General features: G+C 54.2%; 11 protein-coding genes. All 11 read left to right on the top strand.

The window, feature by feature from the left end:
- The coding region (locus ACKI61_RS12925) for a right-handed parallel beta-helix repeat-containing protein (RefSeq protein WP_407458091.1) at nt 1-1,577 on the top strand (1,577 nt) is incomplete at its 5' end.
- Between the two features lie 12 nt (nt 1,578-1,589).
- Entirely contained in the window at nt 1,590-3,836 is a 2,247-nt protein-coding gene (locus ACKI61_RS12930) for a family 43 glycosylhydrolase (protein ID WP_407458092.1), read from the top strand.
- Between the two features lie 105 nt (nt 3,837-3,941).
- Nucleotides 3,942-6,611: a hypothetical protein gene (locus tag ACKI61_RS12935; protein WP_407458093.1), complete on the top strand. Its 2,670-nt coding sequence runs from the start codon at nt 3,942-3,944 to the stop codon at nt 6,609-6,611.
- Between the two features lie 41 nt (nt 6,612-6,652).
- Entirely contained in the window at nt 6,653-8,419 is a 1,767-nt protein-coding gene (locus ACKI61_RS12940; RefSeq protein WP_407458094.1) for an Ig-like domain-containing protein, read from the top strand.
- A gap of 224 nt (nt 8,420-8,643) precedes the next feature.
- A complete protein-coding gene (locus ACKI61_RS12945) occupies nt 8,644-9,927 on the top strand; it encodes an adenylosuccinate synthase (protein ID WP_407458095.1) in 1,284 nt (427 codons plus the stop codon).
- 34 nt (nt 9,928-9,961) lie between these two features.
- Entirely contained in the window at nt 9,962-10,675 is a 714-nt protein-coding gene (locus ACKI61_RS12950; RefSeq protein WP_407458096.1) for a Crp/Fnr family transcriptional regulator, read from the top strand.
- Between the two features lie 17 nt (nt 10,676-10,692).
- Complete coding sequence (locus ACKI61_RS12955) at nt 10,693-11,466, top strand: PASTA domain-containing protein (protein ID WP_407458097.1); 774 nt, start codon at nt 10,693-10,695, stop codon at nt 11,464-11,466.
- 10 nt (nt 11,467-11,476) lie between these two features.
- A complete protein-coding gene (locus ACKI61_RS12960; RefSeq protein ID WP_407458098.1) occupies nt 11,477-13,414 on the top strand; it encodes a tetratricopeptide repeat protein in 1,938 nt (645 codons plus the stop codon).
- Between the two features lie 15 nt (nt 13,415-13,429).
- Nucleotides 13,430-14,212: a hypothetical protein gene (locus ACKI61_RS12965; RefSeq protein WP_407458099.1), complete on the top strand. Its 783-nt coding sequence runs from the start codon at nt 13,430-13,432 to the stop codon at nt 14,210-14,212.
- Between the two features lie 22 nt (nt 14,213-14,234).
- On the top strand, nt 14,235-15,335 hold the full coding sequence (locus tag ACKI61_RS12970; protein WP_407458100.1) for an FISUMP domain-containing protein: 1,101 nt from the start codon (nt 14,235-14,237) through the stop codon (nt 15,333-15,335).
- Complete coding sequence (locus ACKI61_RS12975) at nt 15,336-16,886, top strand: FISUMP domain-containing protein (protein ID WP_407458101.1); 1,551 nt, start codon at nt 15,336-15,338, stop codon at nt 16,884-16,886.
- The last annotated feature ends 24 nt before the right edge of the window (nt 16,887-16,910 follow it).

Here is a 16,910-nt window from a genome sequence, read left to right on the forward strand (position 1 = left end):
CCGATGGCAAGAATACGAACAAGGGAACGAAGGATAGCCCGTTTGCGACCCTCAACAAGGCGAATTCCGTGGTGAACGCGGGCGATACCGTGTGGATTCGCGGCGGCACCTACTTGCATACGGATACGTCGTATGTGAAAAACGACAACATGTTCGCGGGTATTCACCTGACCAAGAGCGGTTCAAGCGACAACAAGCGCATTCATTACCTCGCATACCCGGGCGAAAAACCGGTCATTGACTTCAGCAAGATGCCGATTGCCGACGGTTCGAACAACGTAAGGTACACTTCGGGTATCCTTATCCAGGCGCAGTACTTGCACTTGAAGGGGCTCGAAGTCAAGAACGTTCCCATGAAGGGCGAATCGAATGTGGGCGTGTACGTGTCCCGCAGCAAGCATATCTTTTTGGAACTGATTGATAGCCACCACAACGGCGGCTCGGGATTCTTCGTGAACGAGAAGGGCTCGGGAAGCGGTGGCGGGCATTTGTTCTTGAACTGCGACAGTCACGACAACTACGACCCCAACGGACGCCAGGGAGACGGCCAGAATGCCGACGGCTTTGGCGTGCACTACCAGCAGGGTGGCGATACGACGAAGTTCATCGGTTGTCGTGCCTGGTGGAACAGCGACGACGGCTGGGATTTTATTAGCCAGGAGTTCCCGGTGGTTATCGAGAACAGCTGGGCGATGGGCCACGGCTACAGCAACTACGGAACCGGCAAACCGAAGGATGGCAACGGCAACGGTTTCAAGGCGGGGAGCAGCAAGACGGGTGTGCGCCACACCATCCGCAACTGCGTCGCCTGGAAAAACAAGGCGTCGGGCTTTTACGCAAACCACAGCAGCGGCGGTAACGACTGGTTCAACAATACGGCCTATATGAACGGCACGGCGTTCAACATGTGGGCGAGCACCTGGGATGCAAACGACAACCGTACCGACGGCGTCGTGCTCAAGGGGAGCAAGGCTCACGTGATGAAGAACAACATCGCCTTCCCGAACAAGACGGCCTACATCGGCGGCGAATATGCGGCAGGCGAATACAATACCTGGAACCTGAATATTACCCCGAAGGAATCGGATTTTGTGAGTGTCTCTGACCCGAGCATGACCGTGACGGGCAAGGAACTCGGGCCTCTCGGTGGTGCGTTCGGGCCGCGCCAGGCCGACGGTAGCCTTCCGGATATCGACTTCCTGAAGCTTGCGAAAAACAGCCAGATGATTGACAAGGGCGTGAACGTGGGTCTCAAGTACGAGGGCAAGGCTCCGGACCTGGGCGCATACGAATACGGCTATGTGTCGCCTGTTATAGTGCCGGTCGATACCACGCCGAAGGATACTGCTGTAACGCCGATTGTCGTTCCGGTCGATACGTCGGTTGCGCCGGTCGATACGATTGCGGATTCTACGGAAGTTTCTGTGGGTGATTCGACGACGTTTGTGCGCCCGCTTCCGCAACGCAGGCCGAACATGCAGCAGCCGGGCCGCCTGTTCTACGTGAACGGTCGCTCGGTGAATGCGCTGCGTGCAGGTGACCGCAAGGCATCGAGAATCAGGACTTATTCAAAATAACGGGGGTGGTTTATGAAAAAGATGAGTTTATTCAAGATGGCGCTTGCCGGGGGATTGCTTGTTGCATCCCTTGCCGGTATGGCTACGGCGCAGACTATCGTAAATGACCGTTTCTGGAAAGATACGGACGGTAACTTTATCTATTCGCAGGGCGGTGGCGTGCTCCAGGTGGGCGATACGTTCTACTGGTACGGAGTCAAGTACAACGGCGCCGTTACATACGCGGCGAACCCTACCAAGAAAAACGACGATACCGGATTTGCGGGCGTCACCTGCTATTCCTCGAAGGATTTGGTCAACTGGAAATTCGAGGGAATCGTGCTGAAGCCGAGCGAAGCGGGCGGTGGATGGTTCGGGCGCATTGGCGTCGTGTACAACGCGAAGAGTAAGAAGTATGTGCTCGCGGGCCAGGGCGCAAGCCCGAGCTGGGAATTCGGCGAGTATTTTGCCACCAGCGATTCCCCTACGGGGCCGTTCAAGTTTGCGCGCGTGCAGCCCGAAAGCGAGATGACGTTCTTCGTGAACAATAATACTGGCGACCAGACGCTTTTCCAGGATGATGACGGCAAGGCGTACGTGATTGCGTCTAACGTGAAGGGCCGTACTAACTTGTATGTAGCACCGCTCCGTGAATCGGATTTTTTGGCGATTGACGGTTCCAGGACGGTGAATATCCACAAGAGTCGCGTGGGTGGCCGCGAAGGGAATGCCATGTTCAAGCAGAACGGCGTTTACTACTTCTGCTCTTCTGATTTGCACGGCTGGAACACTTCGCAGACGTATTGCATGTCGGCGACAAACATCCTGGGCCCCTACAGCGAAGAGTTCGTACTTGAAGGAACGCAGCACGACTTTAGTCACGTGACTCAGACCGGGTTCTTTGTCATGGTGAAGGGCTCGAAGGGTTCGTTTGTGGTGAACGCGGGTGACCGCTGGAGCGATTTCGCAGGGAATGGACTCGGTTACAACCAGTGGCTGCCTATTTCTTTCGAGACGGGCAAGCCCGTGTTCCATTCCCTGAGCGAGTGGAACATCAACGTGAAGGAAGGCACGTGGAGCGTGGGCGCGGGCAATAACTATTGCCTGAATCCGACATTCGAGGCGGATCGCGTGAGCCAGACGACCTTGACGGGCTGGAAACTGGACAAGGCCGATGCTAACAACATCAATTCCACATCCAAGAAACGCACGGGCCGCTGGGGGCTCTACCTGACGGACAGCAAGACGCTCACGCAGACATTGACAGTGCCCAACGGGAAGTACACCCTGAGCGCCTACGTGCAGAGTAGTGGCGGGCAGAGTTCTGCGAAGATGTTCGCGAAGGATTTCGGCAGCAGCGAGCAGAGCGTGTCTATTGCCGCGGCTGCAGGCAACTGGACGAAGAAGGCAGTGGAAAACATCACCGTGACGAACGGGAAGATTACCATCGGGTTTAGCACGGCGGGCTCTTCTAGCCAGTGGATTGCCGTCGACGATATCGAACTCATCAAGTCGGGCAAAAGCTACAAGGTGGCGCTCGATGCCGGAATTGGCGGGACGATTGCCCAGAATATTGCCGGCACGGAAATTCCCGAGGGCTCGAACGTCACGTTTACCGCGACACCTCTGGAAGGCTGGGAATTTGCAGGCTGGAGCGGAGATGCAAGCGGGCTCGACAAGGAATACGTTGTGGCAAGTCTCGCGAAGGATGTGAATCTTGGAGCCGCGTTCAAGTTCGTGGGCAAGGATTCGCTCAGGTACGAGGCAGAAAATACCGTATTCAAGCAGACGCTTTTCGAGGACAAGCATGAGGGCTTTTCTGGCAAGGGCTATGCGAATCTGGACAATGCGGTGGGTTCCTCGATTACGTTTGCGCTTTGCCTGCCCGAGGGCGATGAACGCAGTGTCAAGCTGATTTATGCAAATGGCGGGAGTGCCAACCGCCCCGTAAGCATTTCGGTAAACGGCAAGGTTCTGGTAGAAAGGCTGGACCTGGAACCGACGGGCGGATGGACCACATGGAACGATGCGGAATTGACGCTCAAGATTCCTGCCGGCGTAAACACCTTGGAAATTGCGTCGCTCACGGAAGACGGTGCCCCGAATATCGACAAGATTGAGTTCGTGCGGGCAGACTCCGGTACGACCGTATTGCGCAAGATTGCCCCTGCGGAAATATCCAAGGCCCGCACAGGCAAGCGGTTCTACGTGAATGGCCGCGCGGTGAATGCCCGGCGTGCTGGCAACCGCAAGGCAATGCAGCCCACATTCGCAAAGTAGTGGCACCGCAGGTGCCCGCCGTAGTCCGCGGACAACTGGAAATTTCTTTTACCCTACCCCCGGAGCAAATCCGAGGGTATTTTTGTGGGCAGAAAGGAGTTTTGTATGGGATGTTTGAACTCTGTTCGCGTATTGGGCCTCTCGGCGGCGCTTGCCTTTGCCGCATCGCCCGTCATCAAGGTCGATTTTGACATGAGCGGCCGCAATTCGAGCGAGGTTACGGAACCGAATTACGTGCCCTGGGTGGTTTCGGGTGTCGCTTCGAAGGACACGACGCTTTCGGGCGTGAAGGTGAATGTCGCCGGAAGCGCGAACCTCAAGGCCAACTGGTACAAGGCCGGGGTGCAGTCCCCGAGCTATGCGCGTCTTGTGTGCGACGGCGTGATGGTCGAAGGCGGTGGGGCGATTACGCTCACCTTCTCGAATCTTGCGGCAGGGACGCACAGCCTCCTTTTGTACCTGAACAATGTCGATGGAATTGCAGCAAGCAACAGCATCGATGTCTACGTGAACAACTCGAAGCAGACGTCGGTCAAGCCCACGAATCGTGCGCTCTCGACAGGCGAGGCGGCGATTGCCTACGTGACTTTTAATGTAAGCGGTACGGGTGCCTCGACCGCGATAAAGTTGAATACGGGAACGGTTACCCTGAACGGCTTTGAGCTGAACGTGCCCAATGCGGCGGCACAGGCGACAGGGCCTTCGCCTGCGGATCTGGATTATCACGCTCCGCACGAAAACGGAGCGCTGACGCTTTCGTGGACGGCGGCGAAGTCAGCCGTAAAGCATCGCGTCTATTTCGGGACGGATTCGGCGGCTGTGCTTGCGGCAACGCCCTCGAGTACTGCGGTTTACAAGGGCGAACAATCTGGAAACTCGTATAAGGTGAGCGGTACGACTCCGCTCCAGACATACTACTGGCGCGTAGATGAGGTCGATGCGAACGGAATGGTCACGGCAGGGAATATCTGGTCGTTCAAGCCGGGCCGCGTCGCGTTCGAGGGTGCCGAAGGTTACGGTCGCAATGCGGTCGGCGGGCGCGGCGGCAAGGTGGTGTACGTGACGAACCTGAACGATGACGGTGCAGGCTCCTTGCGCGAGGCGTGCACAGCAGAAATTGGCCCGCGTACCATCGTGTTCAAGGTGTCGGGAATGATCCAACTGAAATCGCGCCTGGTCTGCAATCAGGATTACGTGACGATTGCTGGGCAGACGGCTCCCGGCAAGGGTATTACCATCAAGAGCGCCCCCATCGGGTTCACGGGCAAGGACATGGTCATCCGCTTCATGCGCGTGCGCCTGGGCTACGGTGCTACCTACGATGGTATGGGGCTCACCGGTGGCGACCACAGCATATTGGACCATGCGAGCATCAGCTGGACGATTGACGAAGCCTTCAGTAGCCGAGGCGGCAAGAACCTTACGCTGCAGCGCACGCTGATTTCGGAAGCGCTGAACATTGCGGACCACCAGAACTATGCAGCGGGAACGGGGCACGGGTACGCGGCGACTATCGGCGGCGATATCGGCAGTTTCCACCACAACCTGCTTGCGCACAATGCAGGCCGCAACTGGAGCCTGGGCGGTGGCCTCGACGGGAACGGCTACTATGCGGGTCGCCTCGACATATTCAACAACGTTGTCTATAACTGGGTGAGCCGCGTGACCGATGGCGGTGCGCACGAGGTGAACTTCGTGGGCAATTACTACAAGGAGGGTGCCGCCACTACCTTGCACGGCTATACATTGCGTGCGCAGTTCGAAGGTACGGGCAAGGGCTCGCAGGCGTATTACTACCACAACAATATTCTTGAGGCTGCGGGCGGCAAGTTCACCTGCGACGGCACCAACGACAATTGCGGTCGCGAGTATTCGCTTTCCGGCGGGCAGGTGCTGGATTGGGAACCCTGGAATAGCAAGCCCTTCTTTGCCTCGTATGCGACTGTCCAGAGCGCGAAGGCCGCCTACAAGGATGTGCTGAGCGATGTGGGCCAGCGCATGCCGGTACTTGACAATCACGACACCCGCGTGATAAACGAGACCAAGAACGGAACCTACAGCATGAAGGGCTCCGTGGGCGGCATGGCGGGCATTCCCGACCGCGAAACCGACGTGAAGGATACGGCGAACATCAAGGGCTGGGAGCCATACCCGAGCGAGATCCGAGCCGACGACTACGACAGCGATTTGGACGGGCTTCCGGACTGGTGGGAAAATATGTACGGGTACAATCCGAAGTCGAAGAGCGGTGACTTTAGCGAAGCGAACAAGGACCGCCTGGGTGACGGCTGGACGGAACTGGAACGCTACCTGGAATGGATGGCACGCGCGCACTACACCTTCGCGAAGGGCGAAACCCAGGTGATAGACCTTTCGCAGTTTACCCGCGGTTACGACGGCGGAACCTACACCGTGTCGGCCCCGAGCGGTGTGACGGCGACCGTGAACGGTTCCAAGTTGACGGTGAAACTCGCCGAAAACTTTGCAGGTGCGGGCTACGTGCAGTTTACGCTGAAGGACAATGCGGGCGACACCTTTAGCCGCTACATCGGCGTGACGCAGGGCCTAGCCTTGAACGCCTCGCAGGGCGAACAAGACGAAAACGATACGACATCTATTGTCGCGGGCGATACGACTGCGACAGGAGATTCTACGACAACATCGTTAAGGCCGCGTGCGCAGAGAAAGCATGTAAATGGCCTTGGACGCATTTACGACACGCAGGGACGCCTCTTGAAGCAGCGAAAACATAGGGGCTTTTACCTAACGCGATAAATTTTTAGTATAATAAGATGAAAGGATGGTCGATTATGGGAATGTTTGGTACAAAAACGACAGTTTCGACGCTTTGCCTAACAGTGTTTGGTTTTATCGGGGCGGGTGCCGAGCCGCTGGCTTTCCCGGAGGCGCTGGGTTTTGGCGCGCAGGTCACGGGTGGCCGTGGCGGCAGCGTTTACCACGTGACGAACCTGAACGATGACGGTGCGGGTTCTTTCCGCGATGCGGTGAGTCAGGGCAATCGCATTGTGGTTTTTGATGTGGGTGGCATCATCAACATCAAGACGGCTGTTTCTATCAAGAGTAACATTACCATCGCGGGGCAGACGGCTCCGGGCGAGGGAATCGCCATTCACGGTGGCAAGCTCAGTACCGGCAAGCAGAGTAATATCATTATCCGCTACCTGCGAATTCGCCCGGGCGAAAATACCGCGTCCGAAAAGGACGATGCGCTGAACCTTTACGATGCGAAGAACGTGATTGTGGACCACTGCTCGGTGGAACTGGCCCCGTGGAACAACTTCGGCGGTTCCTCGGACAACGCAAGCTACCGTGTGACGGGCGTAACGGTGCAGAACTCGCTGATTGCAAACCCTATCGGGCAGCAGTTCGGGGCGCACATCGAATCGGTAGATGGCACTTGGGCGTGGTACTACAACGCCTTCGTGAACACGCACAACCGAAACCCGCTTGACAAGATCAACGACGTGTTCGTGAACAACATCCTCTACAACTTCGAGGCAGGCTACACGACGCATACGAGCACGCATTTCAATCACGACATCGTGAACAATTACTTTGTCTATGGTCCGAAGGGGAGTAACCCGTGGTTCCAGGTGGACAAGAACCAGAGCATCTACGCGAGCGGCAACATGATTGACACGGACCGCGACGGAAAACTGAACGGCGGGCCTTCGAACATTTACTATTATCAGGGCGCGGGCGAGGAACTTGCGAAACCCTGGAGCGAGCTGACGACCTCGGGCCCGATGCTCAGTGCAGCAAGTGCGTGGCGCTATGTGACGTCGCAGAGCGGCGTGCTCCCGTATGACGATATTGATTCCCTGATATGGCGCCAGGTGGGGACACTTGGGAAAGAAGGAGCCTTGGTGAAAAGCGTTGGCGCTATGGGGCTTAAGACCAATAACGGCTGGGGAGAGGTGATTGCGGGGAAGGCCGCGACCGATTCCGACAAGGATGGCATGCCGGATTACTTCGAAGAAGCGATGGGTTATGACAAGTCGAAAGATGACGCGATGACCAAAGAAAGCGATGGCTACGTGCGCATCGAGAAGTATATCAACTGGCTGGGCGCCATGCATGCGACGGTTGCAGGCGGCAAGTCTCTCGATTTCGACCTGCGCACGATTACGCGCGGGTTCAAGGATGTGTCGCCGACTTACAGCGTGTCTGCTGCGGAGAACGGAAGTGTGGAACTTGCGGGTGACGGCTATACGGCAAGGTTTGCGCCCAAGGCGAATTTCAGCGGGCTTGCCTCGTTCAAGTACACCGTGAAGGGCAACGACAATACCGAATATACGGGCCGCGTTGAGGTGCTTGTGGAAAAATCTGCCGGCGCAGATACTTCGACTGTGCAACCGCAGGACACGACTGCGCGCGATACCTCCGCGACCGACACGATGTCCATTGTCGCGGGTGATTCTACGGCGACGGATTCGACAACCCTTATTCGCGATATTCGCCGGACTCGCCCTGCCGACATGCGCGGGACTGTGCATAAGGAATACCGCGACCTGAAGGGACGTCGCTTTGATAGGCAAATCCCCTACAGGGTAATGTTCTAGAAATTCGCTTTTTCTGTCAGATTTGGCGCACGCTGGGCAAAAATCACGCTTTTTTGCGTTGCTGGCGGATTGCCCGGCCCGCGATAACGGCCACTTTTTTATCTTTTGGGCGAAAAAGGGCGCAGGGAAGTCCCCTGCGTTTGAATTTCGTCGTTTAACAAGCAATCGATCTGCGGGTTGCCTTTTGAGGTTTCGCCCGCCGGATCACAAAAAATGAAGGATATATGGCAAATCGTGTTGTAATCGGTTCCCAGTGGGGTGACGAAGGCAAGGCCAAGGTTGTTGATTTTCTGACTCTGGACGCAGACTACATCGTGCGTTTCCAGGGTGGCGCAAACGCTGGCCATACCGTAGAGGTGGGTGACAAGAAGTTTGTGTTCCACCTGATTCCTTCGGGCATTATGCACGACGACAAGATTTGCGTCATCGGTAACGGCGTGGTGCTTGACCCGGTGCAGACTCTGGCCGAAATTGCCGATCTGCACACCAAGGGAATCAATCCGGAAGGTCGTCTGTTCATTGCCGACAACGCACACGTGGTGCTCCCGTACCACTCTACCCTCGACAAGGCCAAGGAAAAGAAGGCTGGCAAGGGTGCTATCGGCACCACGGGCCGTGGCATCGGCCCCTGCTACAGCGACAAGGTGAACCGTATCGGCGTCCGCGTAGGCGACCTCATGGACGAACGCGAACTGCGCCCCCGTGTCGAAGCGATGGCCAAGGTCCACAACGAAGAATTCAAGGTGATGTACGACGTGCCCGAAATTGATCCGGAACAGGTCATCAAGGACTACCTGGAACTCGGCCAGAAAATCAAGCCGTTCGTGCGCGACGTGAGCGCTATGCTTTATGCCGCCGTGAAGGCCGGCAAGCGCTTGGTGTTCGAAGGCGCCCAGGGTACCATCCTCGACGTGGACCAGGGAACTTACCCGTTCGTGACCTCCAGCAACACGGTTGCAGGTTACGCAAGCTGCGGTGCAGGCATTGGCCCCACGGCGATTGACCAGGTTGTGGGTGTGGTGAAGGCTTACACGACCCGCGTGGGTAACGGTCCCTTCCCGACTGAGCTTCTGGACGAAACGGGCGACACGCTCCGTAAGATTGGTAACGAATACGGTGCAACCACGGGCCGCAACCGCCGCTGCGGTTGGTTCGATGCGACCGTGGTCCGCAAGGCTGCCGTGGTGAACGGCCTCACTCACTTGGCCATCACCAAGCTCGACGTGCTCGATACCTTCGATACCATCAAGATTTGCACCCATTACGAATGTGACGGTGAAAAGATTGAGAACTTCCCGAACCAGCTTTCGAAGGTTGGCCGCTGCGTGCCGGTCTACGAAGAAATGCCGGGTTGGAAGTGCGACACCACCAAGTGCCGCAAGCTCGAAGAATTGCCGGAAAATGCCCGCAAGTACCTGAACCGCATGGCAGAACTCGTGGGCGTGAAGATCGGCATGATCTCCATCGGTGCGAAGCGCGACCAGAGCATTATCGTTGATTTGGACTAGGATGGCGTAATCGCCAAAGAAAAGTGAGGTAGACATGGACAATACTGATGTTTGCGGCCTGCTGAAGGGCGTAGATCTTTTTTCTGAATTGACGGAAGAACAACTTGGCTTGCTTGCCAATTTGGTTGTTGTCCAGGACTTCAACCGCGACGAGACTGTGGTGCTCGAAGGCGACTGTTCGATGAAGGCTCTGTACCTGATTGCATCGGGGACGGTGCAGGTCTACATGACCGGCGTCGATGGGCGCGAGACGATTCTCAGTTTCTTGGAACGCGGGGATTTCTTTGGTGAAATGTCGCTCATCGACGGCGAACCGAGGTCTGCCTCGGTGCGCACCGTCACCGATGCGCAGCTGATGATCATTCACCGAGAGCCGTTCCTGACGCTGATTCGCCAGACCCCTGAAATTGCGATGTCGCTTTTGTCTGAAATGAGCAAGAGACTCCGTAAGGCGAACAAGCAGATCGGTTCCTTGTCGACTATGTCCGTAAGTGGCCGCGTGGCAGGCACTCTCCTGAACCTCATGGAAGAACGCGGCATGCGCATTCATACCGATAATGGTCAGATGGTGACGGTGATCCACAACCGCCCGACCCAGCAGCAGCTCGCAGATATGTCTGGTACCACCCGCGAAACGGTGAGCCGCATCTGCTCGATGCTTGTGAAGGCGAATGCGATTGCTATGACCGGCAAGGATATCGTAATCTTTGATGAAAACGCCCTGCAAGAAAAGGCTGCAAAGGGGTAGGTGAATCCTACACTACTATGAATAAACTAAAGACTATTGCGAACAAACTTTTGTCGTGGTTCAAGACGGCGCCCGTTGTCAAGGCGGTCGCAGTTTGGATCGTTGTTCTGATTGTGCTTGCCTTTGCGATGGACAAGCTGGTGATGCCGATTTTTTCGGGGCACTTCACTTCGACGGGTGAAGTCCCTAACCTAGAAGGTATGACGCAGGATGCCGCTGAAAAGGCTTTGGAAGACGCTGGTTTCAAGTACGAATGGCTTGAAGAAGGTCGCTACAGCGCGCAGGTCCCGGAAGGCCTGGTGCTGGTTCAGATGCCTGCCGCCGGGCGTACGGCCAAACTTGGCCGCACGGTCAAGCTCACCAAGAGCTTGGGACTTCGCGAAGTGGAAATCCCCGATTTGCGAGGAAAGAGCCAGAAACAGGCTTCTATTTCCCTGAGCCGAGCGGGCCTTGTACAGGGAGCCATTGTGAAAGGAGCGCACCAGAGCATTCCGCGTGGCGTCGTGATTCGTACGATTCCCTTTGCGGGCCAGAAGGTACGCGTGGGTGATACGGTGAAGGTCGTGATATCTGCAGGTGTGACGTCGGGCAATACGCTGCTTCCCGATTTTAGCGGAGAACTCATTGACAATGTTTACGCCAAAATGGATAAGCTCGGCTTCAAGGTCGGTAAGATCAAGCGTCAGAAGGACGAAGAAAATCGCCCCTCGGGTACGGTTATTGAGACTTCTCCCAAACATGGCGACTATTTGCCGCCGGACACCAAAATCGACTTTATAATCGCTGACTAGGAACGAACGCATGAAGTCCCTGCTCTTTTCGCTTGCGGTTGCGGTAGCGCTCTTTACGGCGGCGCTTTCGTGCGGCGGCTGCGCCTCGTCGGCGAAGAAGGGCGGAACTTTGACTGCAGCCGACTCGGCTGCAATCGCGATGGCTGTAAACGCAAAGCTGGACTCCATGCAGAAGGCGGCTGCCGAAGAGCCTGCCTTGCCACAAAACATCGACGCTGCGCACGAATCCTTCATCCGCGCCCAGGAAATGGAGCTCCGTGGCGAGAAGGCCCTGGCAAACGTGTTCTGGCAGCATGCGGCGGAATCGGATCCGTACAACCGCTACCTTGCCTTTAAACTTGCTGAAATTATTGCTGCACAGGGGGCGGATTCCCTGGCGCTAATCCAGGCACAGCATGCAGGAAGGCTCAAGGGCCGAGCGACGGCATCTCAGCTTGGACTTCTCGCTCACCTGTATGTTAAGGATGGATCGGCAGATTCTGCACGAAAGTATTTTAACGCGGCTCTCGATTCATCACGCTATCAGGACATGACGCTCCTGTATGACTACAGCCTGTTCCTTGAAGCGGTGCAGGACGGCAAGGAACTGGTCCGCGTCTATGACTTGCTTTTGCCGCAGGTAAATTACATGCCGACGCTTTTCCAGCGCCAGCTCAAGCTGCTGCTGGACCAGGGGAAGGATTCCGCCGTCGTGGAACTTTTCGAAAAGGGTCATGAGGCGACGGGTGATAAGAAGATGCTCTTGCAGATGGTGCAGGGCCTTGTTTTCCAGAAACGCCTGAAGGAAGCTCAGGCTATTGTCGACACGCTCACGGAATCGACGAAGGAAGACGAGTCGATGGTCGTGCTTTTGATGAGCGCACTTTCCGACACCGACCTTGCTGCCGCCTATGCGATGCTCAAGAAGAAGTACATCGAAGATGGCGTTCGTACACCTATCCTTGCAAGTTACCTTGGTTTCTACGAGCACAAGTTTGGCAACACGGATAGCGCCAAGGTGCATCTAAAGTATGCTGCCGAGAATATGGGGGATCAGCGCGTCCATGTGACGAATGCCTACCGCGCCTTGTCTTCCATTGCGTTGACGGAGAACAAGCCGAAGGATGCCGTGCGCTATGCTGAAATGGCAGATTCGGTCGCATTGGGTGGCGACAAGATCATGCTTGCGCTGACGTATGGCGCGGCGAAAATGTATCCGAAGGCCTACAAGATGCTGGATTCGCTGATCGCCGTGTGGGACAAGTGGACTCCGATGGAAGGCATCGCGGATTCCGTTTCGATGCAGCGCATGGAAACGGATGTGGAACGCAATAGGCGCCAATTCCGCAATGTGTACGCTCGCATCTTGGGTATGAATGCGCAGGAACTCCAGGAAAAAGATATCACCGATTCTGCAAAAATAAAGAAGGCGTTTGCCTTGCGTGAAAAGGCCGATTCCCTTTATAAGCTGTTGGCTGCCAAGGATTCCTCGGATATGGAACTTCTAAACCTGATGGCGATGAATCTGGAACGGATGGGAAAATTTGACGATGCTTTCAAACTGTTCGAAAAGCTCCTTTTACCGGAGAACGCCGCAAAGGTCGACTTGCCAGAAGTGCTCAATTACTATGGGTACACGCTGATTGAATTGAACCGCAGTCCCGAAGAACTCGACAAGGGAATTGCTTTGGTGAACGAAGCTCTTGCAAAGGATAAATCCCCTAAACCTACGGAAGCGTATCTGGATTCCAAGGCGTGGGGGCTTTACCGCAAGGGGCTCTTTGCCGAGGCGCTCGAAGTGATGAAGCTCATCAAGAGTCCCCGCTTTGACGAGGACTATGTCTATTGGGAACACCTGGCCGCTATCCAGGAAGCCTTGGGCATGAAGGCCGAGGCGACGGCTTCGTACAAGAGACTTTTGAAATTGCAGCCAAGGCATCCCGCTGCCAAGCGATTCCTGAAGAAGTAAGGTGACGGATTGGGAATGGGCGCTAGGTTGAAAATCAAGATTGTGTTTTTGCTTGCCGTGGTGGCCGTTCTGTTTGGCTGTGCGGGTCAAAAACCCGCAGTGGATTCTGGCGCATCGCCTGCTGGTATGGCTGCGGTCGAAGCTCCGCGCGACAGTCTGCGCGCAAAGTTCTTGCTCACGATTGTCCAGCAGGACAGCGCAACGGGAAAAGATGTCGCCCAGGAACTGGATGCGGTTATTTTCTCGGTTCCAGGCAAACGCTACCGCATGGAACTCACCGGCCCTCTCGGAATAGGTGTGGCGTCTCTCTTGTGGCAGGAAGACGGCTGGCAGATGACATTCCCGACGGAAAAGCTCTACATGAAGGGGGTGGGATACATGGTGGGGCTCCTGAACAACGATGAGCTTCCGCTGGTGCATATCCACCAGGTGGCAGACATCTTCGATGGGCGTCTGTTGCCCGAAGGCTACGAGGAAGTTTCACCCCCGAACGATTCGACGATGGTCGAGGGCGCCACTTATGCCCGCGAAAAACTGGGTCGCTCCTTTACATTCCAGAAAGAAGGCAGCCATGTCACGTGGCTATCTCGCATGGGTCGCGGCGGCAAGACTGAAACCATCCGATTCTATGATTTCAAGGAATTCGAAGGGGTCGAAACTCCATCGAGAATTATATTCGATCTAGATGGGGTTCGCTTTTTGGAAATACGTATCAAGAAGGTGACCCGCAACAAGTCATTCAGTTCGGGAACTTGGCGGTTGAACATTCCGAAAAGTTTCAAACGCGTTGGGGAATAAATTTTAGTGGCGAGGAGGTTGAATGAAAAAAGTTCTGTTTCTTGGCGCATTGATGGCGCTGCTTGTATCGTGTTCTGACGAAACCACGTATGTGGAGTACGATGCCGACCCCGTCATGGTGGAATCGTACAAGGAATTGTCCGACCTGGACGCCTCTGATTTCAAGAGCGGTACGCGCATCTTTGTCCGCGACGAAGACCGTTTCTATTCCTGGGATGGAAAATCCTGGAGCGAAATCGAAGAAGATCGTTCGTCTTCGAGCAGGTCGCCCTCCAGCAACGATGATTCCGACGATGAATCGTCCGATTCAAACGGCGACATCGAAAGCTCGGACGACGAAGAAGGTTACTCCAGTTCCCGCGAAGATGATGTGATGGTGCGCTCCAGTTCCTCCGAACAGCTGGTCGAGTCCAGTTCTTCTGCGGAAGAGTCCTCCAGCTCGGTTCGGGAATGTTGGCGTGAGATGAATAAGAATTACTCCTATGGCGAGTATGTTGACGAACGCGATGGATACCTGTATAGAACCATAGAGATTGAAGGACGAACATGGCTTGCCGAAAACCTGAATTACGATATTCCTGACCTTGGTGATACCGCAGATGCCTGCTTTGCTTATAACGATACGTTATACTGTGGAAAATATGGACGGTATTACACATGGTATGCCATGATGAATATTAGACCGGAAGAGTGTAGCGGTAATGGCGGATGTCCTGGATTGTACAGCTACCCCTATCGCGGCGTTTGCCCCGCTGGCTGGCATTTGCCCGATTCCATTGAAGTGGCGGAACTGATTGAACTGTTCGGCGGAATGAAGGCGGCGGGTGGAACCTTGATCGCCCATAGCTTTGGTTTTAATTTTCTGGGAGGAGGATATCAAAATGTCAAGAGCAATGGCGAACGCTATTGGTCAAATGAATTTGCTGGATACCCGAAGGGCTACCTTTATTTTGTAAGTGAAAGTGGCTTTACTAAAACTTTGAGTCCGGTGTATTATGTCGAATTTTACTACCGAGACCTGCAATTGACTTCAATAGGTCGAAATACGGCGATTCCGGTGAGATGCGTCAAAGACGATCCCGATGAAATTGAGCGTCGTAAAAATTTGGTGGTGGAGGAATAAATGCAAATGTTGCCGAAAAGTTTGATCGTCTTAGGGTCGCTTATCCTGTTGAATGCTTGTGGCGATGAAAAGACCGTTTATTATCCAAGCTCTGCAGTTTCTGAAATTGTAGACAGTCGTGATGACTTGAAAAAATGTACCGAAAAAAACAACGGCGATATTGTCTATGTCAGGGATGAATACACCGCCTATATTTGTGACATGGAAAAATGGGGAATCTACGAGGAATACGACGAACCGCATATAGGTGGTTCCGATGAAGATGAATTGTCTAGTTCTTCGGAAAAGTCCGATGGAAAATCCAGTTCGTCGCAATCTTCGAAGGATGGGTCTTCTTCAGGAAACGCTTCTTCTGATTCAGATGAAGACTCGTCAAGCTCCGAAGAGTCTAGTGTTTCATCGTCTTCTGAAGTTGAGTTGTCCAGTTCATCTGCCTTTGATTGTGCTGATGACTGGTATTGCCGCCATGTTGAAGAAAAGTGCGACGAATCGACAATTGACAGTTTTGCTGTCCTCCCTTATAATGACGAGGTCTATTACTATCATTGCAAGGCGGGAGGATGGATGCCTTCGGACCTGGTGGAGTATGACACGTTTGGAAAGCCCTGCACCTCGGATGCCGATACCGCTTGGGGAACCCATGACTTTTATGACCTTAAAGATTCCCTGAATCCCTATCGGAAGTTTTATGTGTGCAAAAAAGGTTCTTATAAGACTTACTATTCATTTGAAGAATCCAATTCAACCGTGTTGACGTTCTTTGATGGCATTGTATGCGATGATTTTCATCAGAATGTTGTGGTGCAAAAGAAGTATTCTTCGTTTGCGTGTCATGGAACTTCTTGGTATCTGGAAGACCAGTATACGGGAACGATGGTGGACGATCGCGATGGAAAAGTGTACAAGACGGTTGGAATTGGTGACCATATCTGGATGCAGGAGAATCTGATGTATAAGGATGTTCCGGCTGTGGAATATGGAACCTACACTGTTAAACAGGGGCCGCAATACAATTGGTACACGGCCGCAAATGTGTCTGAAAAGGAATGGAACAATAACCCGCTCAAAATCAAGGCTCCCATCCAAGGAATTTGCCCGGATGGCTGGCATTTGCCGACCTACAGAAATTTTTTGGAGTTGTCCGATGCAATCCATGGAATGGTAGACGATTATTATCACTCCAATAATATTTCTAGCGTCAAAAACAGTGTAAAAGCCTGCTATGTTGGCAAAAACTGGAGCTTGTTTACGAATAATTCTTTCGAAGGAAAGGATTGTATGAACATGAAATTTCTAACTGTTCCAAGGTTGGAGTCTAATGGACGTGTCGCGAAAAATGATTCTAACCATACCACTGCCATGTGGCGAAGTGATACATACGACGATTTTTATGCGGGATCTCTAAATTTGTCGAATGCGATGTACAACGAAACGTCGATGGCATTCAATGAAAATGCTTACGTCAGAATGGAAGCTTTCGAAGTGATTCGTTGTGTTAAGGACGAAGAAGGGGAACATATTTACAAGTCCCCCTACGACATTCCGCAGTAAGTATTGGCGAATATTTGCGAGCTG

This window comes from Fibrobacter sp. (assembly GCF_045601785.1).
Taxonomy (GTDB): domain Bacteria; phylum Fibrobacterota; class Fibrobacteria; order Fibrobacterales; family Fibrobacteraceae; genus Fibrobacter.